The 24,515-nt window shown below is 69.9% G+C and carries 27 protein-coding genes and 1 tRNA gene; 15 read left to right on the plus strand and 13 right to left on the minus strand.

The window, feature by feature from the left end; genetic code table 11:
• Positions 1–17: 17 nt before the first annotated feature.
• The 3 genes from ETO60_RS07845 to trmD form a co-directional block, all read right to left on the minus strand.
• A complete protein-coding gene (locus ETO60_RS07845) occupies positions 18–2,264 on the minus strand; it encodes a S9 family peptidase (protein WP_130004368.1) in 2,247 nt (748 codons plus the stop codon).
• 115 nt (positions 2,265–2,379) lie between these two features.
• Positions 2,380–2,748 carry a 50S ribosomal protein L19 gene (rplS, locus tag ETO60_RS07850; protein WP_130004370.1) on the minus strand — a complete coding sequence of 123 codons (369 nt, stop codon included), beginning with the start codon at positions 2,746–2,748 and terminating at the stop codon, positions 2,380–2,382.
• Positions 2,745–3,485, minus strand: coding sequence for a tRNA (guanosine(37)-N1)-methyltransferase TrmD (gene trmD, locus ETO60_RS07855; RefSeq protein WP_130004371.1), 741 nt, complete (start codon positions 3,483–3,485; stop codon positions 2,745–2,747). Before trmD ends, rplS begins: the two co-directional genes overlap by 4 nt.
• Positions 3,486–3,526: 41 nt before the next feature.
• On the opposite strand from trmD, the gene ETO60_RS07860 reads away from it, so the two are divergent.
• Positions 3,527–4,435 carry an NAD(P)/FAD-dependent oxidoreductase gene (locus ETO60_RS07860; RefSeq protein ID WP_130004372.1) on the plus strand — a complete coding sequence of 303 codons (909 nt, stop codon included), beginning with the start codon at positions 3,527–3,529 and terminating at the stop codon, positions 4,433–4,435.
• Between the two features lie 6 nt (positions 4,436–4,441).
• On the opposite strand, the gene rimM is transcribed toward ETO60_RS07860, so the two are convergent.
• From rimM to ETO60_RS07885, 5 genes are all read right to left on the minus strand, one after another.
• Positions 4,442–4,978 carry a ribosome maturation factor RimM gene (gene rimM, locus ETO60_RS07865; protein WP_130004373.1) on the minus strand — a complete coding sequence of 179 codons (537 nt, stop codon included), beginning with the start codon at positions 4,976–4,978 and terminating at the stop codon, positions 4,442–4,444.
• Positions 4,978–5,442 (minus strand): 30S ribosomal protein S16, encoded by a 465-nt coding sequence (rpsP, locus tag ETO60_RS07870; protein WP_130004374.1) that lies wholly within the window; start codon positions 5,440–5,442, stop codon positions 4,978–4,980. The genes rimM and rpsP overlap by 1 nt, the downstream gene beginning before the upstream one ends.
• Before the next feature lie 31 nt (positions 5,443–5,473).
• The gene (ffh, locus tag ETO60_RS07875) at positions 5,474–6,964 is read right to left on the minus strand and encodes a signal recognition particle protein (protein ID WP_130004375.1); all 1,491 of its coding nucleotides are present in this window, start codon (positions 6,962–6,964) and stop codon (positions 5,474–5,476) included.
• 139 nt (positions 6,965–7,103) lie between these two features.
• Positions 7,104–7,179: transfer RNA gene (locus ETO60_RS07880), tRNA-Ala, on the minus strand.
• Positions 7,180–7,338: 159 nt separating this feature from the next.
• Entirely contained in the window at positions 7,339–7,656 is a 318-nt protein-coding gene (locus ETO60_RS07885; RefSeq protein WP_130004376.1) for a TIGR02300 family protein, read from the minus strand.
• A 166-nt stretch (positions 7,657–7,822) separates the two neighbouring features.
• On the opposite strand from ETO60_RS07885, the gene aroA reads away from it, so the two are divergent.
• From aroA to gloB, 5 genes are all read left to right on the plus strand, one after another.
• Positions 7,823–9,133, plus strand: coding sequence for a 3-phosphoshikimate 1-carboxyvinyltransferase (gene aroA / locus ETO60_RS07890; protein WP_130004377.1), 1,311 nt, complete (start codon positions 7,823–7,825; stop codon positions 9,131–9,133).
• Entirely contained in the window at positions 9,130–9,441 is a 312-nt protein-coding gene (locus ETO60_RS07895; RefSeq protein ID WP_315850275.1) for a CBU_0592 family membrane protein, read from the plus strand. The genes aroA and ETO60_RS07895 overlap by 4 nt, the downstream gene beginning before the upstream one ends.
• Positions 9,438–10,061 carry a (d)CMP kinase gene (cmk, locus tag ETO60_RS07900; RefSeq protein ID WP_130004378.1) on the plus strand — a complete coding sequence of 208 codons (624 nt, stop codon included), beginning with the start codon at positions 9,438–9,440 and terminating at the stop codon, positions 10,059–10,061. The genes ETO60_RS07895 and cmk overlap by 4 nt, the downstream gene beginning before the upstream one ends.
• 281 nt (positions 10,062–10,342) lie before the next feature.
• Positions 10,343–12,046, plus strand: coding sequence for a 30S ribosomal protein S1 (gene rpsA, locus ETO60_RS07905; protein WP_130004379.1), 1,704 nt, complete (start codon positions 10,343–10,345; stop codon positions 12,044–12,046).
• Between the two features lie 126 nt (positions 12,047–12,172).
• Positions 12,173–12,931 carry a hydroxyacylglutathione hydrolase gene (gloB, locus tag ETO60_RS07910; protein ID WP_130004380.1) on the plus strand — a complete coding sequence of 253 codons (759 nt, stop codon included), beginning with the start codon at positions 12,173–12,175 and terminating at the stop codon, positions 12,929–12,931.
• Between the two features lie 84 nt (positions 12,932–13,015).
• Here the strand turns inward: gloB and ETO60_RS07915 are convergent, their stop codons facing one another.
• From ETO60_RS07915 to ETO60_RS07935, 5 genes are all read right to left on the minus strand, one after another.
• Positions 13,016–13,582, minus strand: coding sequence for a F0F1 ATP synthase subunit B family protein (locus ETO60_RS07915; protein WP_234026391.1), 567 nt, complete (start codon positions 13,580–13,582; stop codon positions 13,016–13,018).
• A complete protein-coding gene (locus ETO60_RS07920; protein ID WP_130004381.1) occupies positions 13,575–14,069 on the minus strand; it encodes a F0F1 ATP synthase subunit B family protein in 495 nt (164 codons plus the stop codon). The genes ETO60_RS07915 and ETO60_RS07920 overlap by 8 nt, the downstream gene beginning before the upstream one ends.
• A gap of 82 nt (positions 14,070–14,151) precedes the next feature.
• On the minus strand, positions 14,152–14,379 hold the full coding sequence (locus ETO60_RS07925) for a F0F1 ATP synthase subunit C (protein ID WP_130004382.1): 228 nt from the start codon (positions 14,377–14,379) through the stop codon (positions 14,152–14,154).
• A 55-nt stretch (positions 14,380–14,434) separates the two neighbouring features.
• Positions 14,435–15,232, minus strand: coding sequence for a F0F1 ATP synthase subunit A (locus tag ETO60_RS07930; protein WP_130004695.1), 798 nt, complete (start codon positions 15,230–15,232; stop codon positions 14,435–14,437).
• Positions 15,233–15,286: 54 nt separating this feature from the next.
• Positions 15,287–15,604 (minus strand): AtpZ/AtpI family protein, encoded by a 318-nt coding sequence (locus tag ETO60_RS07935; protein WP_130004383.1) that lies wholly within the window; start codon positions 15,602–15,604, stop codon positions 15,287–15,289.
• A gap of 209 nt (positions 15,605–15,813) precedes the next feature.
• Here ETO60_RS07935 and radC point away from each other — a divergent pair, with 209 nt between their 5' ends.
• The 9 genes from radC (at position 15,814) to accD (ending at position 24,514) form a co-directional block, all read left to right on the plus strand.
• The gene (gene radC, locus ETO60_RS07940) at positions 15,814–16,488 is read left to right on the plus strand and encodes a RadC family protein (RefSeq protein WP_130004384.1); all 675 of its coding nucleotides are present in this window, start codon (positions 15,814–15,816) and stop codon (positions 16,486–16,488) included.
• A gap of 83 nt (positions 16,489–16,571) precedes the next feature.
• Positions 16,572–17,927, plus strand: a complete 1,356-nt coding sequence (gene purB, locus ETO60_RS07945) for an adenylosuccinate lyase (RefSeq protein ID WP_130004385.1) — start codon at positions 16,572–16,574, stop codon at positions 17,925–17,927.
• A 42-nt stretch (positions 17,928–17,969) separates the two neighbouring features.
• On the plus strand, positions 17,970–18,326 hold the full coding sequence (locus ETO60_RS07950) for a LapA family protein (protein WP_130004386.1): 357 nt from the start codon (positions 17,970–17,972) through the stop codon (positions 18,324–18,326).
• Positions 18,323–18,997 carry an orotidine-5'-phosphate decarboxylase gene (gene pyrF / locus ETO60_RS07955; RefSeq protein WP_130004387.1) on the plus strand — a complete coding sequence of 225 codons (675 nt, stop codon included), beginning with the start codon at positions 18,323–18,325 and terminating at the stop codon, positions 18,995–18,997. The genes ETO60_RS07950 and pyrF overlap by 4 nt, the downstream gene beginning before the upstream one ends.
• Before the next feature lie 100 nt (positions 18,998–19,097).
• Entirely contained in the window at positions 19,098–20,672 is a 1,575-nt protein-coding gene (locus ETO60_RS07960; RefSeq protein ID WP_130004388.1) for a leucyl aminopeptidase family protein, read from the plus strand.
• Positions 20,669–21,322, plus strand: coding sequence for a phosphoribosylanthranilate isomerase (locus tag ETO60_RS07965; RefSeq protein WP_130004389.1), 654 nt, complete (start codon positions 20,669–20,671; stop codon positions 21,320–21,322). Before ETO60_RS07960 ends, ETO60_RS07965 begins: the two co-directional genes overlap by 4 nt.
• Before the next feature lie 88 nt (positions 21,323–21,410).
• Positions 21,411–22,625, plus strand: a complete 1,215-nt coding sequence (trpB, locus tag ETO60_RS07970) for a tryptophan synthase subunit beta (RefSeq protein ID WP_130004390.1) — start codon at positions 21,411–21,413, stop codon at positions 22,623–22,625.
• A gap of 237 nt (positions 22,626–22,862) precedes the next feature.
• Positions 22,863–23,672, plus strand: coding sequence for a tryptophan synthase subunit alpha (gene trpA, locus ETO60_RS07975; RefSeq protein WP_130004391.1), 810 nt, complete (start codon positions 22,863–22,865; stop codon positions 23,670–23,672).
• Positions 23,669–24,514, plus strand: coding sequence for an acetyl-CoA carboxylase, carboxyltransferase subunit beta (accD, locus tag ETO60_RS07980; RefSeq protein WP_130004392.1), 846 nt, complete (start codon positions 23,669–23,671; stop codon positions 24,512–24,514). The genes trpA and accD overlap by 4 nt, the downstream gene beginning before the upstream one ends.
• Position 24,515 lies beyond the last annotated feature (1 nt).

Genomic DNA, 24,515 nt, shown 5'->3' on the forward strand with positions numbered 1-24,515 from the left:
GCGCCGAGGCCCGCCCCTCACTCGGGCGGGGTGACGCCGTTCGCTTCGAGGAACCGGAACACCGTGTTGTAGCGGTGCGGCGAAAGTGTGGGGCCGGCGACCCTGTGGGTCAGGCCGGGATACAGCATCATGTCGAACGGCACGTTGGCGTTCTGCATGACCGCGATGATCTCGGTCGCGTGTTCGAACACCACGTTGTCGTCGGCCATGCCGTGGATCAGCAGCAGCGGATCCGTCACCGCCGCGGCGCGGGGGATGGCGCTGCCGATGCGATAGGCGTCGGGATCGGACTGGGGGGTGCCCATGAACCGTTCGGTGTAGTGGGTGTCGTACAGTTCCCACTTCGTCACCGGCGCCCCGGAAATGCCCGCGGCATAGAGGCCCGGATCGGCCTGCAGCTGCAACAGCGTCAGATAGCCGCCATAGGACCAGCCATCGATCGCGATCTTGTCGGGATCGACGAAGGGCAGCGTCTTGAGATACTCGGCCCCGCGCTTCTGGTCGCGCACCTCCACCGTGCCGAGCGCCCGGTAGAGCGGCTGCTCGAACGCCACGCCGCGATTGGCGCTCCCGCGGTTGTCGAGCGCGAACCAGATGTAGCCCCGCTGCACGATCGCCTGCCGCAGCGGATTGTCCCAGCCGCGGCCGACGACCTGAACACCCGGCCCTCCGTAGTGATAGAAGAACACCGGGTAGCGCTTGCCCGGCTCCAGCTGCGGCGTGACCATCTCCCAATAGAGCGTCTGCCCGTCCTCGGCCTGGAGAGTGCCGTATTGCGCCGGGCGATGGCGGGAGAGGTACGGCGCGTAGGGGTGGGCGGCGTTGACCGCGTTCTCCTCAATCCAGGCAAGGCGCTGTCCGGCCGCGTCGGCGAGGTAGGATTGCGGCGGCTGCGTGTCGTTCGAGCGGGTGATGAACAGCGTCTGGCCGCGCTGGTCCATGCTGGCTGCATGCGCGAAGGCGGGATCGCTCAGCAGCGTCACCTCGCCCGGCCGCGTGAGATCGACGCTGTAGAGCTGCTGCGCCAGCACGTCGTCGCGCGTTCCGGTGAAGAACACCCGGCCGGCCTGCTGGTCGACGCCGACGAGCTTGGTGACGACCCACTCGCCGCGCGTCAGCTGCACCCATTCGCTCCCGCGGCGGTGATAGAGATGCCCATACCCGTCGCGCTCGGACCACCAGACGAGCGAGCCGTCATCGAGCCAGCGGTAGTCGTCCGACAGGTTGATCCAGTGCCGCGACGCCGCCCGCTCGGTGAACAGCACGCGGCTTGACCCCGTGGCCGGGTCGACCGCCAGCACGTCGAGGCGTGTCTGCGCCCGGTCCTGCCGCTGCACGTAAAGCGTCTGGCCATCGGGCGCCCAGTCGACCCGGGCCAGGTAGATGTCGCTGTTCGGCCCGAGGTCGACCTCGACCCGGTTGCCGCCATCCGGGTCGATCACGAACAGCTGCACCAGCGCGTTCGGGCTGCCCGCGACGGGATAGCGCTGCTCGAACACGCGGGTGCCGGTTGCTCCGATGGCGGCGCGGGTGACGATGCCGACGCCGCTCTCGTCGAACCGCTGCACCGCGATGCGGCGGTCGCCCGGTGCCCACCAGTAGCCGGTGAGGCGCTTCATTTCCTCCTGCGCGACGAACTCGGCCTCGCCCCAGCGGACCGTGTCGCTGCTGTCGGGCGGCGTCACCGGCTGCGGCTCGCTGCCGACCGCGCCGACCCACAGCCGGCCCTCGCGCGCAAAGGAGACGAAGCCGCCCGACGGGCTGAGCTTGGGGTTCAGCTCGCTTTCGGGGGTGTCAGTGAGGCGCGTGATCTCGCCGCCGAGGCGGGCGAGGAACAGGTCGCCATCGAGGGGCACCAGCAGGCTCTGCCCGTCCGCATTCCACTGGTAGCTGACAATCCCGCGCAGGTTGCCGATGCGGGCGCGCTCGCGCTGCATCTTCTCGGCTTCCGAAAGCTCGCGGCCGGTGCCAAGCTTCAGGCTGTCGACGAGCATCGCCCATTCGCCCGTCTCGCGGTCGTAGCCCCAAAGGTCGAACCGCTCGCGGTCATCCTCGCGGTTGCGCAGGAGCGTCAGATACCGCCCGTCGGGTGACAGCTGCGCGGCGCGGGGTGCCGGTCCGTCGAGCGAGGGGCTGGCAAACACCCGCTCGAAGGTGAGCGGCGGCGCGGCGTCCTGCGTCTGGGGGGCGCTCACCGGCTGCGCCCCCGCGGCAAGCGGCGTGGCAAGGGCGATGGCAGCGGCAAGTGCGGTGAAGGTTCGCATGGCAAGGCGTCGTCCCGTGACTGTTCGGCCGATCCCTAGCCGCCCTGCTGCGCACGAACAAGAAAGGCGCCGCGGTCCGCCCGCGACGCCCTTCTTCGTTTCGTGCCGTCTGCGCTCAGGCCTTGGGCGCGTTGTCCCGCCGCTCGGCGATGCGGGCGCGCTTGCCGGTGCGGCCGCGCAGGTAATAGAGTTTGGCGCGGCGGACGACACCCCGGCGCACCACCTCGATGCTGTCGATGATCGGCGAGTAGAGCGGAAACACGCGCTCCACCCCTTCGCCGAAGCTCATCTTGCGGACGGTGAAGTTCGAGCCCATGCCCCGGTTGGAGCGGGCAATCACCACGCCCTCGAAGTTCTGCACGCGCTCCCGCGTGCCCTCGATCACCTTGACGCCGACGCGCAGCGTGTCGCCCGCGCGGAAGTCGGGGATGTCCTTGGCCGCTTTGGCGATTTCCTCGGCCTCGATCTGCTGAATCAGGTTCATTGGTCCTGGTCCCTTGCCGTGTGCCGCGCGCCAGAGGCAGGTCGCACCCGAGCGTCACAGTAACGCTCCCAGAGGTCCGGCCTGCGTGACCGTGTGTCGCGTTCGCTCATGGATTGCCTCCATGCGGCGATCTTCGCATGATCCCCCGATCGCAGCACTTCAGGGATCGTGCGCCCTTCCCACTCCTGAGGTCGGGTGTATTGCGGATATTCGAGCAGGCCGCTTTCGAAGCTCTCCTCGGTTCCGCTCTCGGGCGCGCCCATTACGCCGGGCAACAGTCGAATGCAAGCGTCGAGAATGGCCAGCGCGGCCGGCTCGCCGCCCGACAGGACGATGTCGCCGAGGGACACCTGCTCGATGAAGGGGCGCGCCTCGAACAGGCGTTCGTCGAAGCCTTCGAAGCGCCCGCACAGCAGGACGACACCGGACCCGGCGGCGATCTGGCGGATGCGGGTCTGGGTGATGGGTGTTCCCCGCGGCGTCATGGCGAGCACGGGCCGCCCGTCGCGCACGCTGTCAACCGCCCGGGCAAGGACATCCGCCTTCAGCACCATGCCCGCGCCGCCCCCGGCAGGCGTGTCGTCCACCGTGCGGTGGCGGTCCGTCGCGAAGTCGCGGATCTGCACCGCCTCGCACGACCATTCGCCCTGGGCGAGCGCACGTCCGGCCAGGCTTTCTCCGAGCGGCCCGGGAAACATCTGCGGGTAGAGCGTTAGGACGGTAGCGGCGAACGGCATGACGCCCGCCTTGGATCGACGGGAGGCACGAGGCAAGCGCTGTGGAAGACTGCATCATCATCGGGGGCGGGCCGGCGGGCCTGACGGCAGCGATCTACCTCGCCCGCTATCATCTCGACATCCGGCTGTTCGACTGCGGCACGAGCCGGGCGGCGCTGATCCCGTGCACCCACAACCACGCCGGCTACCCCGACGGCATCGCCGGCACGGAGCTGGTCGAGCGCATGCGGCGGCAGGCGGAGAAATACGGCGCCCGGCGCGAGGAGAAGCGGGTCGAGAAGCTGGAACGGGACGAAGAGGGCTTTCGCGTCCACGCGCAGGGACAGGTGTTCCGCGCCCGTTCGGTCCTGCTGGCGACGGGCGTGTTCAATCTCCACCCGCCCGGCATGGACGATGCGCTGCATGACGAGGCGCTGCGGCGCGGGGCGCTGCGCTATTGCCCGGTGTGCGACGGTTACGAGGTGACGGACAAGCGCGTGGGAGTCATCGGCACGCGGCAGCACGGGACCGCCGAAACCCTGTTCATCCGCACCTTCACCCGCGATCTCACCCTGATCGCGCCCGACGCCGAGCACGACCTCGACGCCGAGTGCATCACCAGCCTCGACGAGGCCGGCGTCGCGCGCGTCGACGGGCCGTGCGGCCGCTACCGTCTCGAGGGCGACCGGCTGGCGGTGGAGACGGCGCGCGGCTGGATGAGCTTCGACAGCGTGTACCCGGCGCTCGGCTCGCACATCCGCTCCGAACTGGCCGTCGCGCTGGGCGCGCGGGCCAACGAGGATGGCCGGCTGGAGGTCAGCGACCATCTGGAGACCAGCGTGCGCAACCTGTTCGCCGCGGGCGACGTGGTGGAAGGACTGGACCAGATCAGCAACGCCATGGGACAGGCCGGAGTCGCGGCAACCCGGATCCGCAACCGGCTGGCCGAGGAGCGGGCGGTGTGGCGCTGAGGCGCTCTAGCCCGCGTCGGCGAAGTCGTCGCTGACCACCAGCCGTTCCGCATCCCATGCCGGAACGGCGGCGGGGATGAGCGGGACCATGAAGCGCGCCCCCGAAGGGCGCTCGATCTCGACGATGTCGGTCGCGCCGAAGTTCTCGACCGCCACCACCGTGCCGATCACGGCGCCGCTCGCCTCCGCGACCGCCGCGAGGCCGAGCAGGTCGGCATGGTAGAACTCGCCCTCTCCGAGCGGCGGCAGGGCCGAACGCGGCACGGTCAGCCGCGTTCCGCGCAGCCGTTCGGCCATCGTCCGGTCTGTCACCTCGGCAAACCGCGCGATGGCCCCGCCCCGCCCGTCGCTGCGGACGGAGCGCAGGGTCAGTGCGCCGTCGTTGAAGAGGGCGTGTCCGGCGAGAGCATCAATCCCTTCACCGAAGAGCTTGAGACGAACCTCGCCCGTCACTCCATGCGCCCCGGCGATCGCCGCAAGGGTGACGGTGGTGCGCGCCTCCTCCCCGGCGTCGGCCGGCGTGCGGGAGGAGGCGCCGGGCATCACCCCTCCGCCGCAGCGTCGCTGCTGACAGCGGTGGCGGCGTCGTCGCCGGTCGCGGGGGCAGCGTCGCCCTCAGCCGCGTTGTCCGACCCGGCGCCCGCCGCGGCGGCGGCCGCTTCTTCGGCTTCGGCCTGCTTGGCGGCCCGCTCTTCCGCGCGCTCCTTGGCCTTCTCGCCCGGCTCGCCCTTCTTCGGGTTGGACCGCGCGGCGCGCTCCTTGATCCCGGCGGCGTCGAGGAACCGCGCCACGCGGTCGGACGGCTGCGCCCCCACGCCCAGCCAGTGCCGCGCCCGATCCTCGTTCAGCTTCACCCGCTCGGGCGAGTCCTTCGCCAGCAGCGGATTGTAGGTGCCGATCTGCTCCAGATACTTGCCGTCGCGCGGGGCGCGGCTGTCCGCCACCACGATGCGGTAATAGGGGCGCTTCTTGGCGCCGCCGCGCGAGAGACGGATTGCGATTGCCATGGTCGTGTGCCTTTCCGGTAGGTTTGAGTGACTATTTCTTGAGCAGCTTCTGAAGGTCGGGAGGGAGCGTGCCGGGATCGGGCAGACCGCCGGCGCCGCCGGGAAGGCCCGGCAGCCCGGCCAGCGGATTGGCACCGCCCATCGCGCCGCCCTTGCCGCCGAGCAGACCGCCCAGCCCTCCGCCGCCGCCAAGCAGCGCGCCCAGCCCCTTCAGCCCGCCCATCTTGCGGATCTGCTTCATCGCCCGCTCCATTTCCTGATGCATCTTGAGCAGGCGGTTGATGTCCTGGACCTCGGTGCCCGAGCCGGCCGCCACCCGCCGCTTGCGCTTGGCGTTGAGCAGTTCGGGCCGGCTGCGCTCCTTGGGCGTCATGGAGCCGATGATCGCGTCCATGCGCACCAGCAGCCGCTCGTCGACATTGCCCGGCGCCATGGCCGCCTTGGCCTTCTTCATCCCCGGCAGCATGCCCGCCAGAGCGCCCAGACCGCCCATCCTCTGCATCTGCCGCAGCTGCATCCGCAGATCGTCGAGGTCGAACTTGCCGGCGGCGAACTTGCGCGCCAGCGCTTCCGCGTCCTCCGCCTCGATGGTGGCCGCGGCCCGCTCGACGAGGCTGACCACGTCGCCCATGCCGAGGATGCGGCCGGCAACCCGCTCGGCGTTGAAAGGCTCGAGCGCGTCGAGCTTCTCGCCGGTGCCGGCGAACTTGATCGGCTTGCCGGTGACGTGCCGCATCGACAGGGCGGCGCCGCCCCGCGCGTCGCCGTCCATCCGGGTCAGCACCACGCCGGTCAGCGGCACCTCGCCGCTGAACGACTGGGCGACGTTGACCGCGTCCTGGCCGGTCAGCGCGTCGACGACCAGCAGCACCTCGGTCGGAGACGCCACCTGCGCCACCGCCTGCATCTCGGCCATCAGCGCATCGTCGACATGCAGCCGCCCCGCGGTGTCGAGCAGCAGCACGTCGAAGGCCTGCATCCGCGCCGCCTCGAGCGCGCGGCGGGCGATGTCCACCGGCTGCTGTCCGGGAACGATCGGCAGGGTGGCGACATCGATCTGCCGGCCGAGCACCGCCAGCTGCTCCTGCGCGGCCGGACGCTGCACGTCGAGCGACGCCATCAGCGGCTTCTTGCCCCGCTTCTCGCGGATCATGCGGGCGAGCTTGGCCGTCGTGGTGGTCTTGCCCGACCCCTGCAGCCCGACCATCATGATGATGACCGGCGGACGCGCGTCGAGGAGCAGGTCGGCCGTTCCCTCTCCGCCAAGCATTGCGACCAGCTCGTCGTGGACGATCTTGACCACCTGCTGCCCGGGGGTGACCGACCGCAGCACGTCCTGTCCGACCGCCTTCTCGGTCACGGCGTCGATGAAGCGTCGCACCACCGGCAGCGCGACATCCGCCTCCAGTAGCGCGATTCGCACCTCGCGCATCGCGTCCCGCACGTCCTGCTCGCGCAGCGCGCCGCGACCCTTGAGCCGGTCGAAGACCCCGCCGAGCCGCTCTGACAGTGTGTCGAACATGGCCGTACTCCCGCGCCTCAGGCAGCTGGTCCGCGCCACCCGCCGGCAAATGCAAAAAGCGCCGGCGGACGAAACCTCGTCGGCCGGCGTGGAGCGTCGCCGCTCCGCAATCTGGGTGCCGGACGCGGTGTCCGGCGACTGGTGGAGCCTAGCGGGGTCGAACCGCTGACCTCTACAATGCCATTGTAGCGCTCTACCAACTGAGCTAAGGCCCCGACCTGTCGTGTCCACCGGACCGAAGGGGTTTTCCCCTCCGCTGGTGGCTTTGCCTGTCGGCGGGGGCGGGCTTTAGGTCCCGCGCCGCGCCGATGCAAGCCTTTTTCGGCCTCGCCATTGCAACCGCCGCACGCGATCCGGCGGGGATTGCCGCGAGGTCAGATTTCCTCGTCCTCCTCGGGCCCCGCGGCCACGCCCAGATCGTCGTCGCCGCCAAGGTCGACCTCGTTGTCCGGCGAGTCCTCGCCGTCGTCGATGTCCTCCAGATCGTCCTCCGCCAGGTCCGCGTCGGCTTCACGGTCCTTCTTCTTCTCCAGCTCCTCGAACGGGATCGGCTGCTTGGACTTGAGCACCGGTTCGGGATGCCAGCTTTCGCCGCATTCGATGCAGGTGACCGGCTCGCTCTTGCCGAGATCGTAGAAGCGCGTCGCGCATTTCGGACAGGTGCGCTTTGCGCCCCATTCTGGTTTCACCATCGCCATTCCCCGTAGAAGTTCCGCATCCCGCAACCGCACGCGCATTGCCGGGCGCGCCGCCATGCGACGCCTGCCGCGGCGCCTTGCCATAGGGGCGCACCGCTGTCAAAAGCCGCCTGCCTCGCGCCGCCCGGCAGCGGGCGCAGCCTGAGGATCCGCCCGCCGCGTGCCGCACACATTCCTGCCTTCGCCTCCGCTCGTGGGCCGCCTCAGGGTGCCGGGCGACAAGTCGATCAGCCACCGCGCCCTCATCACCGCCACGCTCGCGACCGGCGAAAGCCGCATCACCGGCCTGCTCGAAGCCGAGGACACGCTCGCCACCGCCGAGGCGATGCGCGTGATGGGCGCGGTGATCGAGAAGCGCGACGGAACCTGGCATGTTCACGGGGTGGGCGTCGGCGGCCTGCTCCAGCCGGAGGTGGCGCTGGCCATGGGCAATTCCGGCACTTCAGCCCGGCTGCTCGCCGGCCTGATTGCCAGCCACGGGATCACCGCCTGCCTGACCGGCGATGCCAGCCTGTCGCGGCGGCCGATGGAGCGCATCATCACGCCCCTGTCGCTGATGGGCGCCAGCTTCGCGCCCTCGCCCGTCGATCGCTTGCCGATGATGGTGACCGGCTGCGACCCGGCAGTGCCGATCCGCTACCGGCTTCCCGTTCCCTCGGCCCAGGTCAAGAGCGCGCTTCTGCTTGCCGCGCTGAACACCCCCGGCGAGTCGGAGATCATCGAGCCGGTGCCGACCCGCGACCATACGGAACGCATGCTCCGGGCCATGGGCGCCGCCGTCACCGTGAGCGAAGAAGGCGGCGAACGGATCATCCGCGTTCGCGGGCGCACGGATCTCCACGCCGCCGCGATGGACGTGCCGGGCGACCCGTCCTCGGCGGCGTTCCTCGTGGTCGCCGCATTGCTGGTCGAGGGGAGCGACGTGGTGATCGGGAACGTCTGCATGAACCCCACCCGCACGGGCCTGTTCGCGGTGCTTCGCCTCATGGGCGGCTGGATCGAGGAACGCGACGCCCGGCATGTCGGGGGCGAGCCGGTGGCCGACCTCCATGTGCGCCACTCCGCCCTGACCGGGGTGGAGATCGATCCTGCCCTCGTTCCTTCGATGATCGACGAGTTTCCCGTCTTCTTTGTCGCGGCCGCCTGCGCGCGCGGGCGCACCGTCGCGACGGGGCTTGGCGAACTGCGTGTCAAGGAAAGCGACCGGCTCGCGGCCATGGCGCGCGCGCTGACGCTGGCCGGCGCGCGGGTGGAGGAGACTGCCGACGGGCTGGTGATCGACGGCACGGGCGGGGAGCCGCTGCCCGGCACGCCCGACGGCACCGCGGTGGCGACCCTGCTCGACCACCGCGTCGCCATGAGCATGGCGGTCGCCGGGCTTGCCAGCCGCGCAGGCGTGTGCATCGACGATGCGGCGCCCATCGCGACCAGCTTCCCGGACTTCGTTCGCACGCTGGAGGAGGCGGCATGAGCGGGCTGGCCACCGGCACGATCGACGGGGCGATGGCGGCCGGCTTTGTCGGCACCGCGTGCATCATCGGCGCCTATGCATATCTCACCCTCAGCAAGGCCCCCAACCCCTTTGTCCTGCACGGGACGAACCTGGCCGGCGCCATGCTGCTGACCATGTCCCTGCTGGTGCACACCAATTGGCCGAGCCTGGTGCTGGAGGGGTTCTGGGCCGCCATCGCCATTGCCGGACTGGTCAAGGCGGCGCGCGCACGCACACGTCCCGGCGACCTGGTTCCGGTTCCCGAGAGTCGCGAGGTGCCGGAATGATCGTGGCCGTGGACGGACCGACGGCGTCCGGCAAGGGCACGATCGCGGCGGCGATTGCGCGTCATCTCGGTCTTCCGCATCTCGACACCGGACTGCTCTACCGCGCGGTCGGATGGACGGTGCGCGAACACGGCGGCGACCCCGACGATCCGGCGGACGCCGCCGCCGCCACCGCGTTCGACCCGTCCCTGCTGAGCGACGAGCGGCTGCGCGGCGAAGACGCCGGCTCGCTGGCCAGCCGTGTCTCCGTCCACCCGGAGGTGCGCGACGCGCTGTTCGCGCGCCAGCGGGCGTTTGCCACCCAGCCGGGGGGCGCTGTCTTGGACGGCCGCGACATCGGCACCGTGATCGCTCCCGATGCGACCGTGAAGCTGTTCGTCACGGCAAGTGCGTCAGAGCGGGCGCGGCGCCGCTGGATGGAACTGAAGGGGCGCGGCGTCGCGGCGACGCTGGCGGAGGTCGAGCGCGACATCGCCCGGCGCGATGCCCGCGACATCGGCCGGCCCGACGCTCCGCTGAAACCCGCCGCGGATGCCTTCGTGCTCGACACCACCCCTTTCGGCAGGGATGACGCGATCCGGGCCGCGCTGGACATTGTCGAGGCGGCGCGCCGCTCCTGAACCGGGATCCGCCAAAGGGCGGCAGACCTCTTGCGTTTGCGGGCCGTTCACGCTAGGCGCCGGGCCGTCCGACGAGCGGGGCACGCGCTCGCGACACGGTATCCTGCATGGCTGGCTGTCGGGCGCGCAAGGCGCCGCTCCCATGCGGAACCCGTGCCGCGAACACCCCGCCCTCACGGGCGCTGCCGAGAGCATCCGGCTCCGGCGGCATGGGCGGCCAAAAGACCGGTGGAGACAACCACCTGGCCGGTAAATCGATACGAGCAGGAACAACCAGACACATGGCCACCTCGGCACACCCCACCCGCGACGACTTTGCGCGGCTCCTCGACGAACAACTGGGCGGCGCGGCCGACGGCGGCTTCGAAGGCCGCGTGGTCAAGGGCACGATCACCGCGATCGAAGCCGGTTCCGCGCTGATCGACGTCGGTCTCAAGAGCGAGGGACGCGTTCCGCTGCGCGAGTTCAGCCGCGAGGGCGACGAACACGGCCTGAAGGTGGGCGACGAGGTCGAGGTTTATGTCGACCGCGTCGAGAATGCCGAGGGCGAAGCGATGCTCAGCCGCGACCGGGCCCGGCGCGAGGCGGCGTGGGACCGTCTCGAGAGCGAGTTCGGCGAAGGCAAGCGGGTGGAAGGCCGCATCTTCGGCCGCGTCAAGGGCGGCTTCACCGTCGACCTGGACGGCGCCGTGGCGTTTCTTCCGGGCAGCCAGGTGGACATCCGCCCGGTCCGCGACATCACGCCATTGATGGACGTGCCGCAGCCGTTCCAGGTGCTCAAGATGGACCGCGCCCGCGGCAACATCGTCGTCTCGCGCCGCGCCGTGCTCGAGGAAACCCGTGCCGAGCAGCGCACCGAGCTCATCGACAAGCTGGCCGAAGGGCAGGTCATCGAGGGTGTCGTCAAGAACATCACCGACTACGGCGCGTTCGTCGACCTTGGCGGCATCGACGGCCTGCTGCACGTCACCGACATGAGCTACAAGCGGGTGAACAACCCCTCCGAGCTGATCGAGATCGGTCAGACCGTGACGGTGCAGATCATCCGCATCAACGCCGAGACGCAGCGCATCAGCCTTGGCATGAAGCAGCTCGAGAGCGACCCGTGGGAAGGAGTCGCGGCCAAGTATCCGGTCGGCGCCAAGCTGCGCGGCGTGGTGACGAACATCACCGAATACGGCGCCTTTGTCGAACTGGAGTCGGGCATCGAGGGCCTCGTCCATGTCTCCGAGATGAGCTGGACGAAGAAGAACGTGCACCCCGGCAAGATCATCTCGACGAGCCAGGAGGTCGATGTCGTCGTGCTGGAGGTCGACTCCGAGAAGCGGCGCATCTCGCTCGGCCTCAAGCAGGCGCAGGGCAATCCGTGGGAAGAATTCGCCGAGAAGCATCCGGTCGGCTCGCGGGTCACCGGCGAAGTGAAGAACGCCACCGAGTTCGGATTGTTCATCGGCCTTGAAGGCGATGTCGACGGCATGGTCCACATGTCGGACATCGCCTGGGGCATCTCGGGCGAGGATGCGCTGGCCCTGCACCGCAAGGGCGAGCAGGTCGAGGTCGTCGTTCTCGACGTCGACGTGGAGAAGGAACGCATCTCGCTCGGCATGAAGCAGATCGAGAAGGGTGCGCCGAGCGAGGCGGGCAGCAGCGGCTCGCTGAAGCGCAACGACATCGTCACCGTGACGGTGCTCGAGGTGCGGGACGGCGGGCTGGAAGTCCAGGTCGGCGACGAAGGCGCCACCGGCTTCATCAAGCGGTCGGATCTTGGCCGCGACCGCGACGAGCAGCGGCCTGACCGTTTCCAAGTCGGCCAGAAGGTCGATGCCATGGTGGTGGGCTTCGACCGCTCGAAGAAGCCGAACTTCTCCATCAAGGCGCGCCAGATCTCCGAAGAGAAGCAGGCGGTCGAACAGTACGGCTCGTCCGACTCGGGCGCGTCGCTCGGCGACATTCTTGGCGAGGCGCTCAAGCAGCGCAGCGAGTGACGCAGCCATGGCATCGGCGGGGAGCGCCGGTGCCGCCCTGCGGATCCGGCGAGGCCCGCCTGCCCTTCCACCGGGCGGGCGGGCCTTCCTGCTTGTGCCGGCCGGCCGGCTGCCTACAGTGACGCGATGCTGCGCGTTCACGTCTTTCCCTGCCGGAGCGACAATTACGGGTTCCTGCTGCACGACCCGGACAGCGGAGGGACGGTCGCGATCGACACTCCCGATGGCGAGGCCTACCTGCGCGAAGCGTCAACCATGCGCTGGACGATCACCCAGATCTGGAACACGCACTGGCATCCTGACCATACCGGCGGCAACGGCGTCATCGCGGCCGCGACGGGCGCAGCTGTAGCCGGTCCGCCCGAGATCACCCGCGTCGCGCCCGTTGACCGGGTGATCCGGGCAGGCGACACTCTCGCCCTCGGCAGCTGGACGGCGCAGGTTCTGGACGTGGGCGGACACACGCGCGAGCATGTGGCGTTCCACATCGAAGCCGCCGCCATGGCGTTCGTGGGCGACAGCCTCTTTCCGCTTGGCTGCGGGCGCATGTTCGAAGGCACGGCCGACCAGTTCTGGACCAGCCTCGAACGGTTGCGGGCTCTGCCGCCGGCAACGCAGCTCTATTGCGGGCACGAATATGCGCAAAGCAACGCCCGCTTCGCCCTCTCGGTGGATCCGGACAACGCCGCGCTGCGCGCCCGCAGCGCAGACATCGCGGAGAAGCGACGCCGCGGCGAGCCCACGGTGCCGACATCTCTCGACAGGGAACGCGCCACCAACCCGTTCCTGCGCTGCGACGATCCCGCAATGCAGGAGAGGTGGGGAACGGCGGGCGATCCGGTGCGCACCTTTGCGGCGCTCAGGGCCGCCAAGGACGCCTTCTGAAAGGCGCGCCCGGCCGCTGTTTGGTGAGGCGTCGCGCGCCGCCGACAGGACGCGCGTGATCACACGGCGCGAACGCCGGTCTCCTCAGAGCGAGGCGATCAGGTCGTCGGCCAGCCTGCGCTCGGTGGTTTCGTCCCGACGAGACGCGATCAGGAGGCGCGATGCCTCCGCCGCCGCGGTCGCCGCCCGTGTCCGCAGCGCATCGACCGCCTCGCGCTCGGCGCCCGCGATCCGTTCTTCGGCAAGCCGCTGCCGCCGCGCGACCATGTCATCGCCGTCGGCGCGCGCTTTGTCGAGAATGACCGCTGCCTCGTGCTCCGCCCGCGCGATCAGCGCCGCCGCGTCCGCCTCTGCGCCGGCCAGCTTGCCGGCATATTCGTCGCGCAGGGCTTCGGCCTCCGCACGCAGCACCTTCGCTTCTTCGAGCTGGGAGCGGATGACAGCGATGCGCGAGTCGAGATTGGCGGCGATGGCGCGGTGAACCTTCGCGCCAAGGAACACCACCAGCAGCAGCACCAGCATCGCCAGCGAGACGATCTGGTACGGTGCCAGGCCGAGCAGCTCGGGCTCGACATGCTTGCCGGCATCGGCCCCGACCGTCGCCTGCACCTCGGCAGGACTGGTCGCGAACACCTGAGGAGCGTCAACCACGCTGCATCACCCTTTCCACCGCCATCCGGGCCTCGTCCTCCGCCACCTCGGCGCCGGTCAGCCGCCGCACGATGTCACGCGACGCCTCGGCCGCGACGCGCTCGAGTTCGCCCAGCGCCTGCTGCCGGGCGGTGGCGATGCTCTGCTCCGCCTCGTCGAGGCGGGTGTCGAGTGTCGCCTGCACCTCCGCCAGCCGTGCCGCCGTCTGAGCCGCACCGTCCGCCTTGGCCGCGGCGACAATGTCGCGCGCCCGTTCACGCGCCGCCGCCTCCCGCTGCCGCCAGTCGCGCTCCTGCGCCTGCGCCTCCTCGCGGGCATTGTGCGCCGCGAGAAGATCGCCAGCGATCTGCTGGTCACGCTGATCCACCGTGTCGAGAATGCGCGGCAGCATGCCACGCCCCACGACGAGGTAGACCAGCCCGAAGAAGATCAGCAGCCAGAAGGCCTGGCTGGCGAAGGTTTCGGACAGTTGCGCGATCTGTGGCATCGGGAGCGGTTCCGAACGGGGTCAGCAGGCGTTCAAGGCCCGCAGGCGGATCACCTCCGACCCGCCCGCGCGCCGGTGCCGTTCAGGCAACAAAGACGAGGATCATCGCCACGACGAAGGCCAGCAGGCCGAGCAGTTCCGCCGCGGCGAAGCCGATGAAGAGACGGCCCTGCTGGCCATCGGCGGCACCCGGATTGCGAAGCGCGCCTTCCAGATACTTGGCGAACACATTGCCCACCCCGAGAGCGGCCAGACCGGCGCCGATCGCGGCAAGACCGGCACCGAGCATGCGTGCAGCTTCAACGTCCATGTTCATAACTCCTTAGATTCAGTTCAAGCGTGTTCGGGAACCCCGGCAGGCGGGGTCAGTGAAGGTTTTCCGCATCGCTGATGTAGAGCGACGTGAGCAGGGCGAAGACGTAGGCCTGGATGCCCGCCACGAGGATTTCGAGCGCGCTGATGCCGACCATAAGGACGAAGGCGGGCAGCGCGACCACCCCTCCCCACAGCGGCCCGGCATTGCCGCCGTCGATGACGAAGCTCGACAGCACCTTGAGCAGCAGGTGCCCGGCCATCATCGCCACGAAGAGGCGCAAGGCCAGCGAGAACGGCCGCACGAGGAAGCTGATCAGCTCGATGGGGAAGATGATGGGGACCATCGGCAACGGCGTGCCGTGCGGCACGAAGAGCGAAAAGAACTTCAGCCCGTGCTTGGCGAAGCCGACGATCAGCACGATGGAAAAGCTGATCAGCGCCAGCACGCCCGTGACCGTGAAATGGCTGGTGAAGGTGAAGGGATGCACCCCGACGACGCCCAGCGGCATCAGCCCGAGCAGGTTGGCGAACAGGATGAACATGAACAGCGAGAACACGTAGGGCAGGTACTTGCGGCCGCCCTTGCCGATGTTCGCTTCAAGCATGCCGTCGATGAAGCCAGTGAAGCTCTCCACCGCCATCTGCCAGCGGCCCGGCACGAGCTGGCGCTTCATGCCGCCCAGCATGAACACCCACAGGAGCACGGCGGCGACCATCATCCACAGGGCGCTGTTGGTGAAGGCGATGTTGTAGCCGGCCAGCGTCCAGTCCTGCGTGCCCCAGAGAGGCTCGATCGTGAACTGGTACATCGGATCGACCTTGGCCGGTGCAGCTACCACGACATGCATGCCCTTGCTCGAATCGGGTGCGGCCGCTCTGTGCCGCACGCCCTCGCCTTGACTTCACTCCGGAGGCCGCGCGGCCATCCGCATCACGTTCCTGAAGGCCACCACAACGCCAAGGAACAGCCCGATCAGCAGACCCCAGGGACCGGTGCCCGCCAGGTAATCAACCGTCCCGCCGACGACGAGACCGCCGACGATGCCCCCCAGCAGATCGGCCAGAACCCGGCTGCCGCTGCGATAGCTCGCGTCGGTGGCCGTCCCGTGAGCCGGAGTGCGTCCGCCTTCGCGCCTGCGAGCCGCCTCGAGCCGCTCCTCGAGCGCCGCGATGCGGACATCCTCGCCGTGGGATCCCGGTGCGTTCGGATCGTCGGTCATGGAGCGCGCGTTAGGACACGTTCACTCCACAGGCAACAACCCGCCCGCACGAGGCGAGGCCCCCTTAGGTGCGCCGCTTGCGCAAGTCAACCGGAGCCGGCGGACGCCCTCCCGCCCTCGTCGGCGCCCGCCTCTTGAACCCGTGGCGCGCCCACGGCAACAGGCACAGCGGACGTCGAGGAGGCACGGTGCGGCACGGATCACCCCCCATGGCCCACAGCGGCACAGGGCACCGCGAGCGGCTGCGCGCGCGGCTGCTCGCGGGCGGCGACGAGGCGCTGGCCGATTACGAGCTGCTCGAATTCCTGCTCTTCGCCAGCATCAGGCAGGGCGACACCAAGCCGCTCGCCAAGGCGCTGATCGCCCATTTCGGCTCGCTGGCCGCCGTGCTGAGTGCCGAACCCGCCGCGCTGCAACAGGTGCGCGGCATGGGCGCGAGCAGCGTGGCGGCGCTGAAGGCGGTGGCGCTCGCCGCCCGGCGGATGGCGCGGATCACCGCCACCGAGAAGCCGCTGCTGGGCAGCTGGTCGGCGCTCCTGGACTATCTCACCATCGACATGGCGCATCTGCCGCATGAGCGGGTCCGGGTGCTTTACCTCGACACGCAGAACCGGCTGGTGCTCGACCACCTCGTGTCCGAGGGATCGATCGACGAGGCCGCAATTCACCCGCGCGAGGTGATTCGCCGCGCCTTCGACGTGGGTGCGGCGGCGCTGATCCTGGTCCACAACCATCCGAGCGGTCGTGCCGAGCCGAGCAAGGCCGACATCGCCATCACCGGCCACATCGCGGAAGCGGGCCGGCTGCTGGGGATAACCGTCCACGATCACGTGATCGTCGGACGCGAAGGCTGCGTCTCGCTGCGCGCGCGGGGGCTGCTCTGAGGCGTCCGCAACGCCAGCGCATCCTTGCACGCCGTGCCGCAGCTTCCTAGCGCGGCGGCGCAGCACCAGCCGGAGACATCGCCATGGTTCCACGTTACGCCCGTCCGCCGATGATCGCCCTGTGGGAGCCGGAGGCGCGCTATCGCATCTGGTTCGAGATCGAGGCGCACGCGACCCAGAAGCTCGCCGATCTGGGTGTCGTGCCCGCGCGCGCGGCGGATGCCCTGTGGCGGTGGTGGGACACGCAGCCGCAGATCGACGTCGCCGCCATCGACGCGATCGAGGCGGTGACGCGCCATGATGTGATCGCCTTCCTCACCTGGGTGGCCGAACAGGTGGGCGAGGACGCCCGCTTCCTGCATCAGGGCATGACCAGTTCCGATGTGCTCGACACGACGCTGGCGGTGCAGCTCAGCCGGGCGGCGGACCTTCTCCTGGAGGATCTGGACGCCCTGCTCGCGGCGCTCGAGCGGCGGGCGCAGGAACACAGATACACGCCGACCATCGGCCGCAGCCACGGCATTCATGCCGAGCCGACGACCTTCGGGCTCAAGCTGGCGCAGGCCTACGCAGAATTCGCCCGCTGCCGCGAGCGGCTCGTGGCGGCCCGGCGGGAGATCGCCACCTGCGCCATCTCCGGCGCCGTGGGCACGTTCGCCAACATCGCGCCCGAGGTGGAGGCGCATGTGGCACGGCAGCTCGGGCTGAGCGTGGAGCCGATCTCCACCCAGATCATTCCCCGCGACCGGCACGCCATGTTCTTCGCCACGCTGGCCGTGATCGCCGGCTCCATCGAGCGGCTGGCGGTCGAGATCCGCCACCTGCAGCGCACCGAGGTGCTGGAGGCGGAGGAGTATTTCGCGCCGGGGCAGAAAGGCTCCTCGGCCATGCCGCACAAGCGAAACCCGGTGCTGACCGAAAACCTCACCGGCCTTGCCCGCATGGTGCGCGCCTATGCCCTGCCGGCGCTGGAAAACGTCGCCCTGTGGCACGAGCGGGACATCTCCCACTCGTCGGTGGAACGGTTCATCGGCCCGGATGCGACGATCACCCTCGATTTCGCTCTCGCGCGGCTCACCGGGGTCGTCGACAAGCTGGTCGTCTATCCCGAACGCATGCGGCGCAACCTCGACCGCATGGGCGGGCTGGTCCATTCCCAGCGTGTCCTGCTGGCGCTGACGCAGAAGGGCATGAGCCGCGAGGACGCCTATGCCGTGGTGCAGCGTCACGCCATGGAGGTGTGGGGCAGCGACGGCGAGACTTCGCTGCTGTCGCTGCTGTCCGCCGATCCCGAGGTGACGCGGCTGCTCGATGAAGACGCGCTGGCGGCGCTGTTCGATCCCGAACACCACTTCCGCCACGTGGACACGATCTTCGCGCGCGTCTTCCCCGGTTCGCCGCCCGCCGCGGCGCTGGACGGAGAGGGGCGTTCGGCCTAGCACAGCGGGAGCAAGCCCGCCGCGCGGCGGGGTGGAGGACACATGCATCTCGTGCGCACGATCGTCTGGGTCGCTCTCCTGTTCGGCCTGCTCCTGTTCAGCTGGGCCAACTGGGAACCGGGCATCTCAGTGCGGATCTGGACCAATCTGGTGGTGGACACGCGGCTGCCGGCCCTGGTCATCGTCGCCTTCCTCGCCGGGCTGGTGCCGATGTGGCTGATCCATCGCGGCGCGATGTGGCGGCTCCAGCGCCGGCTGCAGAGCGCCGAGGACGCACGGGCTCACCCGGCTCCCGCCGCCGTTCACCGACCCGGCGACGCGCGTGCGGCCGCGTCCGCGGATGGGCTCCAGCCGGTGCGGCCGGACCGTCCCGGCAGCCCGGATGCCGGCCGGCCGTGACCAACCCGATCTGCCTTGCCGTCGATCTGCCGCGCCTCGACGCCGCGAAGGCGCTGGTGACGCAGGTGGCGACGCACATCGGCATGGTGAAGCTCGGGCTGGAGTTCTTCTGCGCCCACGGCCGGGCCGGGGTGCTCGACATGGGGCATCTGGGCCTGCCGGTGTTCCTCGACCTGAAGCTCCACGACATCCCCAACACGGTGGCCCGCGCGATGCAGGCGCTCAGCATGCTCGAGCCAGCGGTGGTCACCGTGCACGCCGCCGGCGGCCGGGCGATGATGGAGGACGCCAAGGCGGCCGCCCCGCCGCACACCAAGGTCGTGGCGGTGACCGCCCTGACGAGCCTCGACCAGCGCGATCTGGAGCGCAGCGGCGTGACCGGCACCATCGCCGATCAGGTCCGGCGGCTGGCGGATCTGGCGCAGCTTGCCGGCCTCGACGGGATCGTCTGCTCCGGGCACGAGGTCGAAGCGGTCCGCTCGTCCTGGCCGGGAGGCTATTTCGTGGTTCCGGGGCTGCGTCTGGACGACGCGGGCACGGGCGACCAGAAGCGGGTCGTCACGCCGCGCCAGGCGCGCGACCGCGGCGGCAGCCTGCTGGTCGTGGGCCGTCCGATCAGCCGGGCGGCCGACCCGCTGGCGGCGGCACGCGCGATCGAAGCGACGCTGTAGCCGCGCCACCCGGCCACGCTTGACAAACACGCGTGCGGTTTGCTCCGGAGCGGCAATCCGGTTTCTTCCCGCACGCACTTTCCCACGGAGTTCTGGTTCCATGCGTCTGATCCTGCTTGCTTCCGCCGCGGCGCTGGCCCTTGTGCCGGCCACCGCCTCCGCGCAGTCCGAGCGCGTGCCCGTCGGCAGCGGCGTCTCGCCCGTTACCCTCGGCAACACGGCCGAACGGCCGCTGCGGTTCGCGGTGGCCGTGCCGTCCTCGGGCACGCTTGTGATCCCCATGGCCGGCGCGGCGGACCTGTCCCGCGTGCCACCGGCGCTCGTCCCGGCGGTGCGGGACGCCGTTGCGGCCGCGGGGTTCAAGGCGGACGCGGACGAAACGCTGAACCTGTATGCGACCGGCGGTTACCAGCGGGTGCTGCTGATCGGCATGGGCACGGGCGAGCCGGATGCCGTGGCGCTGGCCAATCTCGGCGGCCGCGCGGCACAGGCCACCCGCGGCGCCACCACGCCGGTGGCGATCATCGCCACGGGCCTGTCCGGCACTCTCGACCAGCCGGCGGCCCACGTCGCCAGGGGCGCGGGACTGGGCCAGTACCGCTTCGACCAGCTGCGCACGGTCGGTCGCAGCACGGGCGGCGACCAGCCGATCACGATCGTCGGCGACGCCGGAACCGAGGCTGCCTACCGCCGGGAGCACGCCGGGCTGGTGGACGCGATGCGGCTGACCCGCGACCTCATCTTCATGCCGGCCAACATGGTCTACCCGGAAAGCTTCGTTGCCATGGCGCGCGAGGCGTTCAACGGCGTTCCCAACGTCCGCATCACCGTGCTCGACGAGGCGCAGATGCGGCGGCTCAACATGGGGGCGATCCTGTCCGTGTCGCAGGGGTCGGCCCGGCCGGCGCGGATGATGATCGTGGAATACCGCGGCGGCGGCGACGCGGCCCCGCTGGCGCTGGTCGGCAAGGGGATCACCTTCGACACAGGGGGCATCTCGCTCAAGCCGGGGGCGGGCATGGAAGCGATGAAGGGCGACATGGCCGGCGCGGCCGGGGTCATCGGCGCGGTGCTCTCGGCGGCGCGGCGCGGGGCGCGGGCGAATGTCGTCGCGGTCGCGGCGCTGGCCGAGAACATGCCCGGCCACAATGCCACCCGGCCGGGAGACGTGGTCCGGACCATGAACGGACAGACGATCGAGGTGATCAACACCGACGCCGAGGGCCGCATGGTCATGGCCGACGCCAACCAGTACGTCATCGACCGCTACCGCCCCGCCGCCCTCGTCAATCTCGCCACGCTCACCGGGGCGGTGACGACGGCGCTGGGCGACGACTACGCCGGCCTGTTTGCGCGTGACGAGGCGCTGGCGCGGCGGATCGAGGACGCGGCGCGCCGGTCGGGCGACCACGTCTGGCGCCTGCCCATCCATCCCAGCTATGCCCAGGACATGAAATCGCCGATCGCCGACATCGCCAACGTCACCCGCGCCGCGGGTCCGGGCGCGGGTCGGGCGGCGCATTTCCTCAGCTTCGTGACGCCCGAACCGACGCCGTGGGCGCACATCGACATGGCCGGCGTCGACGAGCCGCGCGCCGCCCCGACCTCGCCGGAAGGACCGCCGGGGTTCGGCGTCCGCCTGTTCGACGACCTCATCCGCAGCTTCGAGCGGTGAGCGAATCCGCCGCGCGCGGCCGCGTCCAGGTCAAGATCTGCGGGCTGACCACCGCCGAGACCGTCGACGCCGCGGTTGATGCGGGGGCGACGCACATCGGCTTCGTCCACCACCCGCCCTCGCCGCGCCATCTGGAACCGGGCGACGCGGCCCGGTTGCGGGCGCGCATCCCGCCGACCGCGCGCGTCGTGCTGCTGACGTCGGAGGCCGAGCCGCTGGTCCTGGGACGAGCCATCGAGGCGATCCGCCCGGACGTGCTCCAGTTCCACGGACGCGAGTCGCCGCAATGGGTCGGGCTGGTGCGGGAAAACACCCGGCTCGAGGTGTGGAAGGCCGTGGGGATGCGCGACGCCGGAACGCTGGAACGCGCGGCGAAATGGACGGGCATCGTCGATCGGCTGATCTTCGACGCGCCCGCCGCCGCCCTGCCCGGCGGCAATGGCGAGACGTTCGACTGGTCCCTGCTGAAAGATCACCGGCACCAAGTGCCCTGGGGCCTTGCCGGCGGTCTGACGCCGGACAATGTGACCCAGGCGATCCGCGCCACCGGGGCCGAACTGGTCGATGTCTCGAGCGGGGTGGAGCGTGAGCCGGGCGTCAAGGACAGCGACCTCGTCCGCGCCTTCTGCGCGGCGGCGCTGTCAGCCTGATGCCGCGGAAGCGCTTCGCCTCGCCCGGCCCTTCCGCGCCAGACGCACGCTGGACAGGGTGGGTCCGCCCGCGCAAAGGGACTAAGCGATGAGCAACGCCCTCAACACCTACCGCAACCAGCCCGACGAACGCGGCCATTTCGGTGCCTATGGCGGCCGGTTCGTGGCCGAAACGCTGATGCCGCTGATCCTCGAGCTTGAGCGCGCCTACCGGGCGGCGCAGGCGGACCCGTCCTTTGCGGCGGAGTTCCAGCATCTGCTGACCCACTATGTCGGCCGCCCCTCGCCGCTCTACTTCGCGGAACGCCTGACCGAAAGTCTGGGCGGGGCGCAGGTGTGGTTCAAGCGGGACGAGCTGAACCACACCGGCGCGCACAAGATCAACAACTGTGTCGGTCAGGTGCTGCTGGCGCGCCGCATGGGCAAGACGCGCATCATCGCGGAGACGGGCGCGGGTCAGCACGGGGTCGCCACCGCCACCGTGTGCGCCCGCTTCGGCCTGCCCTGCGTCGTCTACATGGGCGCCACCGATGTCGCCCGGCAGCAGCCCAACGTGTTCCGGATGAAGCTGCTCGGCGCCACGGTCGTCCCGGTGACGAGCGGGCGCGGCACGCTCAAGGACGCGATGAACGAGGCGATGCGCGACTGGGTCGCCAACGTCCACGACACCTTCTACATCATCGGCACCGCCGCCGGGCCGCACCCTTACCCCGAGATGGTCCGCGACTTTCAATCCGTGATCGGGCGCGAGGCGCGGGCGCAGATGCTCGACCGCATCGGCCGCCTGCCGGACCTGCTGGTCGCGGCGATCGGCGGCGGATCGAACGCGCTCGGCCTGTTCCACCCGTTCCTCGACGACCCGGACGTCAGGATGCTCGGCGTCGAGGCGGCAGGGCGCGGCCTGCATGGCGAGGAGCACGCGGCGTCGCTTTTGGGCGGGTCGCCCGGCATCCTCCACGGCAACAGGACCTATCTGCTCCAGGACGAAGATGGCCAGATCACCGAGGGCCATTCGATCAGCGCCGGGCTGGACTATCCCGGCATCGGCCCGGAACACGCCTGGCTGAAGGACACCGGCCGCGTGGAATACACCGCCGTCACCGACCAGGAGGCGCTGGAGGCGTTTCAGCTGCTCTGCCGGACGGAGGGGATCCTTCCTGCGCTGGAGCCGAGCCACGCGATCCATGCCGTGGCGCAGCGGGCGAAGGCGATGCCGAAGGACAGCGTCATCCTTGCAAACCTTTGCGGACGCGGGGACAAGGACATCTTCACCGTGGCCGAAGCGCTGGGAGTGGAGATGTGAGCCGCTCGGCGCGCGAGGAAAGCGTTGGCTGTCAGGCACCTCGCGTTTCCGATTGCCGCCGGCTCTGCGGTTCATCACGCCTCTGTCCTACCGTGCATCCCATCGGTCATGACATGCTGTGCGCCGATCCATGCTGACAAACTCCCGCCGCCGCATCCGGGGACGCTTGCAGCCCGCGTTTTCTGCTTCTGGACCGTGTAACATGCGGTCCATGTCTCCCGTCACACGAGCGCGATCATGACTGTTGAACTGCGTGGCTCTCGCCTCGCCTCCGCCTTCGCCAAGCCGCATCCCGCCCTCGTCACCTTCATCACCGCAGGCGACGGCGACACCGCGGCCAATCTCGACGCGCTGGTCGACAGCGGCGCGGACGTGATCGAGCTGGGGATGCCGTTCACGGACCCGATGGCGGACGGCAAGGCGATCCAGGAGGCGAACATCCGCTCGCTCGGGCGCGGGACCACCACGGCCGAGGTGCTGCGCATCGCAGCCGCCTTCCGCGCCCGCCACCCGCAAGTGCCGCTGGTGCTGATGGGCTACGCCAACCCGATGGTCCGGCGCGGGGCGGAATGGTTCGCGGCCGCCGCCGCTGATGCGGGCATAGATGGTGTGATCTGCGTCGATATCCCGCCGGAGGAGGACGGCGCGCTCGGCCCTGCCCTGCGCGCGCATGGCGTTGCGCCCATCCGGCTCGCCACGCCGACCACCGACGCGGCACGGCTGCCGCAGGTGCTCGCGGGGTCGCAGGGGTTCCTCTACTACGTCTCGGTCGCCGGGATCACGGGCAGCCAGCAGGCGACGACCGGATCGATCGCGGAGGCGGTGGCGCGGCTCAAGGCGTCCACCGATCTCCCGGTCGCCGTCGGATTCGGCGTAAGGACGCCGGAGCAGGCGGCAGGAATTGCCGAGGTCGCGGACGGGGTGGTGGTCGGATCGGCGCTGGTCGAACTGGTCGGCCGCCACGGCAGCGCGGCGACGGAACACCTGCGGGCGCTCACGCGCAGCCTTGCGCAGGCGGTGCACGGCGCGCAAAGGGTGCCCGCATGAGCTGGCTCGACCGCGTCCGCAACACCCTCCCGTTCCTCGCCCGGCGCGAGGTGCCCGAGAACCTGTGGATCAAATGCCCGCGCTGCGACGAGATGGTGTTCACACGCGAATACGCCGAGAACCTGTCGGTCTGCCCGCGCTGCGACCATCACGGCCGCATCGGCGCGGACGAGCGGCTGCGGCAGGTGCTGGACGAGGGGTTCGCCCTGCTCCCCACCCCGGCCGTGCGCGAGGATCCGCTGAAGTTCCGCGACCAGAAGCGCTACACCGAGCGGCTGAAACAGGCGCGGGCGAAGAGTGCCCACGCCGACGCCTTCGTGGTCGCCGTCGGCGCGATCGAGGGGCGTCCCGCCACCGTCGGGGTGCAGGATTTCGGCTTCATGGGCGGGTCCATGGGGCTGGCTGTGGGCGCGGCGTTCTGTGCCGGGGCGGACGATGCCCTGCGGAACAGGCGGCCCTACATCGTGTTCACCGCCGCCGGCGGCGCCCGGATGCAGGAAGGCATCCTGTCGCTGATGCAGATGCCCAAGACGACCGTCATGGTGCGGCGCCTGCGCGAGGCCGGGTTGCCTTATATCGTGGTGCTGACCGACCCGACCACCGGCGGCGTCACCGCGAGCTATGCCATGCTGGGCGACGTGCAGATCGCCGAGCCGGGCGCCCTCATCGGCTTTGCCGGCCAGCGGGTGATCCAGGAAACGATCCGCGAGAAGCTGCCCGAGAACTTCCAGCGCGCCGAATACCTGCTCGAACACGGCATGATCGACATGGTGGTGAAGCGGAGCGAGCTGCGCCCGACGCTGGCGCGCATCCTCGACTATCTCGCGCCGCACACGGGGTGAA

It is taken from the genome of Qipengyuania thermophila (genome assembly GCF_004153605.1).
GTDB classification, from domain to species: domain Bacteria; phylum Pseudomonadota; class Alphaproteobacteria; order Sphingomonadales; family Sphingomonadaceae; genus Qipengyuania_B; species Qipengyuania_B thermophila.

Bases quoted from the DNA above. Each gene is read 5' to 3' on its own strand.
- cmk (WP_130004378.1), top strand. From the start codon at position 9,438: ATGATCGTGGCCGTGGACGGACCGACGGCGTCCGGCAAGGGCACGATC.
- purB (WP_130004385.1), top strand. From the start codon at position 16,572: ATGGTTCCACGTTACGCCCGTCCGCCGATGATCGCCCTGTGGGAGCCG.
- gloB (WP_130004380.1), top strand. From the start codon at position 12,173: ATGCTGCGCGTTCACGTCTTTCCCTGCCGGAGCGACAATTACGGGTTC.
- accD (WP_130004392.1), top strand. From the start codon at position 23,669: ATGAGCTGGCTCGACCGCGTCCGCAACACCCTCCCGTTCCTCGCCCGG.
- ETO60_RS07935 (WP_130004383.1), bottom strand. From the start codon at position 15,604: ATGACCGACGATCCGAACGCACCGGGATCCCACGGCGAGGATGTCCGC.
- ETO60_RS07845 (WP_130004368.1), bottom strand. From the start codon at position 2,264: ATGCGAACCTTCACCGCACTTGCCGCTGCCATCGCCCTTGCCACGCCG.
- ETO60_RS07925 (WP_130004382.1), bottom strand. From the start codon at position 14,379: ATGGACGTTGAAGCTGCACGCATGCTCGGTGCCGGTCTTGCCGCGATC.
- ETO60_RS07895 (WP_315850275.1), top strand. From the start codon at position 9,130: ATGAGCGGGCTGGCCACCGGCACGATCGACGGGGCGATGGCGGCCGGC.
- rimM (WP_130004373.1), bottom strand. From the start codon at position 4,978: ATGCCCGGCGCCTCCTCCCGCACGCCGGCCGACGCCGGGGAGGAGGCG.
- ETO60_RS07885 (WP_130004376.1), bottom strand. From the start codon at position 7,656: ATGGTGAAACCAGAATGGGGCGCAAAGCGCACCTGTCCGAAATGCGCG.
- ETO60_RS07960 (WP_130004388.1), top strand. From the start codon at position 19,098: ATGCGTCTGATCCTGCTTGCTTCCGCCGCGGCGCTGGCCCTTGTGCCG.
- ETO60_RS07920 (WP_130004381.1), bottom strand. From the start codon at position 14,069: ATGCCACAGATCGCGCAACTGTCCGAAACCTTCGCCAGCCAGGCCTTC.
- ffh (WP_130004375.1), bottom strand. From the start codon at position 6,964: ATGTTCGACACACTGTCAGAGCGGCTCGGCGGGGTCTTCGACCGGCTC.
- ETO60_RS07950 (WP_130004386.1), top strand. From the start codon at position 17,970: ATGCATCTCGTGCGCACGATCGTCTGGGTCGCTCTCCTGTTCGGCCTG.
- ETO60_RS07930 (WP_130004695.1), bottom strand. From the start codon at position 15,232: ATGCATGTCGTGGTAGCTGCACCGGCCAAGGTCGATCCGATGTACCAG.
- trpB (WP_130004390.1), top strand. From the start codon at position 21,411: ATGAGCAACGCCCTCAACACCTACCGCAACCAGCCCGACGAACGCGGC.
- rpsP (WP_130004374.1), bottom strand. From the start codon at position 5,442: ATGGCAATCGCAATCCGTCTCTCGCGCGGCGGCGCCAAGAAGCGCCCC.
- rplS (WP_130004370.1), bottom strand. From the start codon at position 2,748: ATGAACCTGATTCAGCAGATCGAGGCCGAGGAAATCGCCAAAGCGGCC.
- rpsA (WP_130004379.1), top strand. From the start codon at position 10,343: ATGGCCACCTCGGCACACCCCACCCGCGACGACTTTGCGCGGCTCCTC.
- radC (WP_130004384.1), top strand. From the start codon at position 15,814: ATGGCCCACAGCGGCACAGGGCACCGCGAGCGGCTGCGCGCGCGGCTG.
- trpA (WP_130004391.1), top strand. From the start codon at position 22,863: ATGACTGTTGAACTGCGTGGCTCTCGCCTCGCCTCCGCCTTCGCCAAG.
- trmD (WP_130004371.1), bottom strand. From the start codon at position 3,485: ATGCCGTTCGCCGCTACCGTCCTAACGCTCTACCCGCAGATGTTTCCC.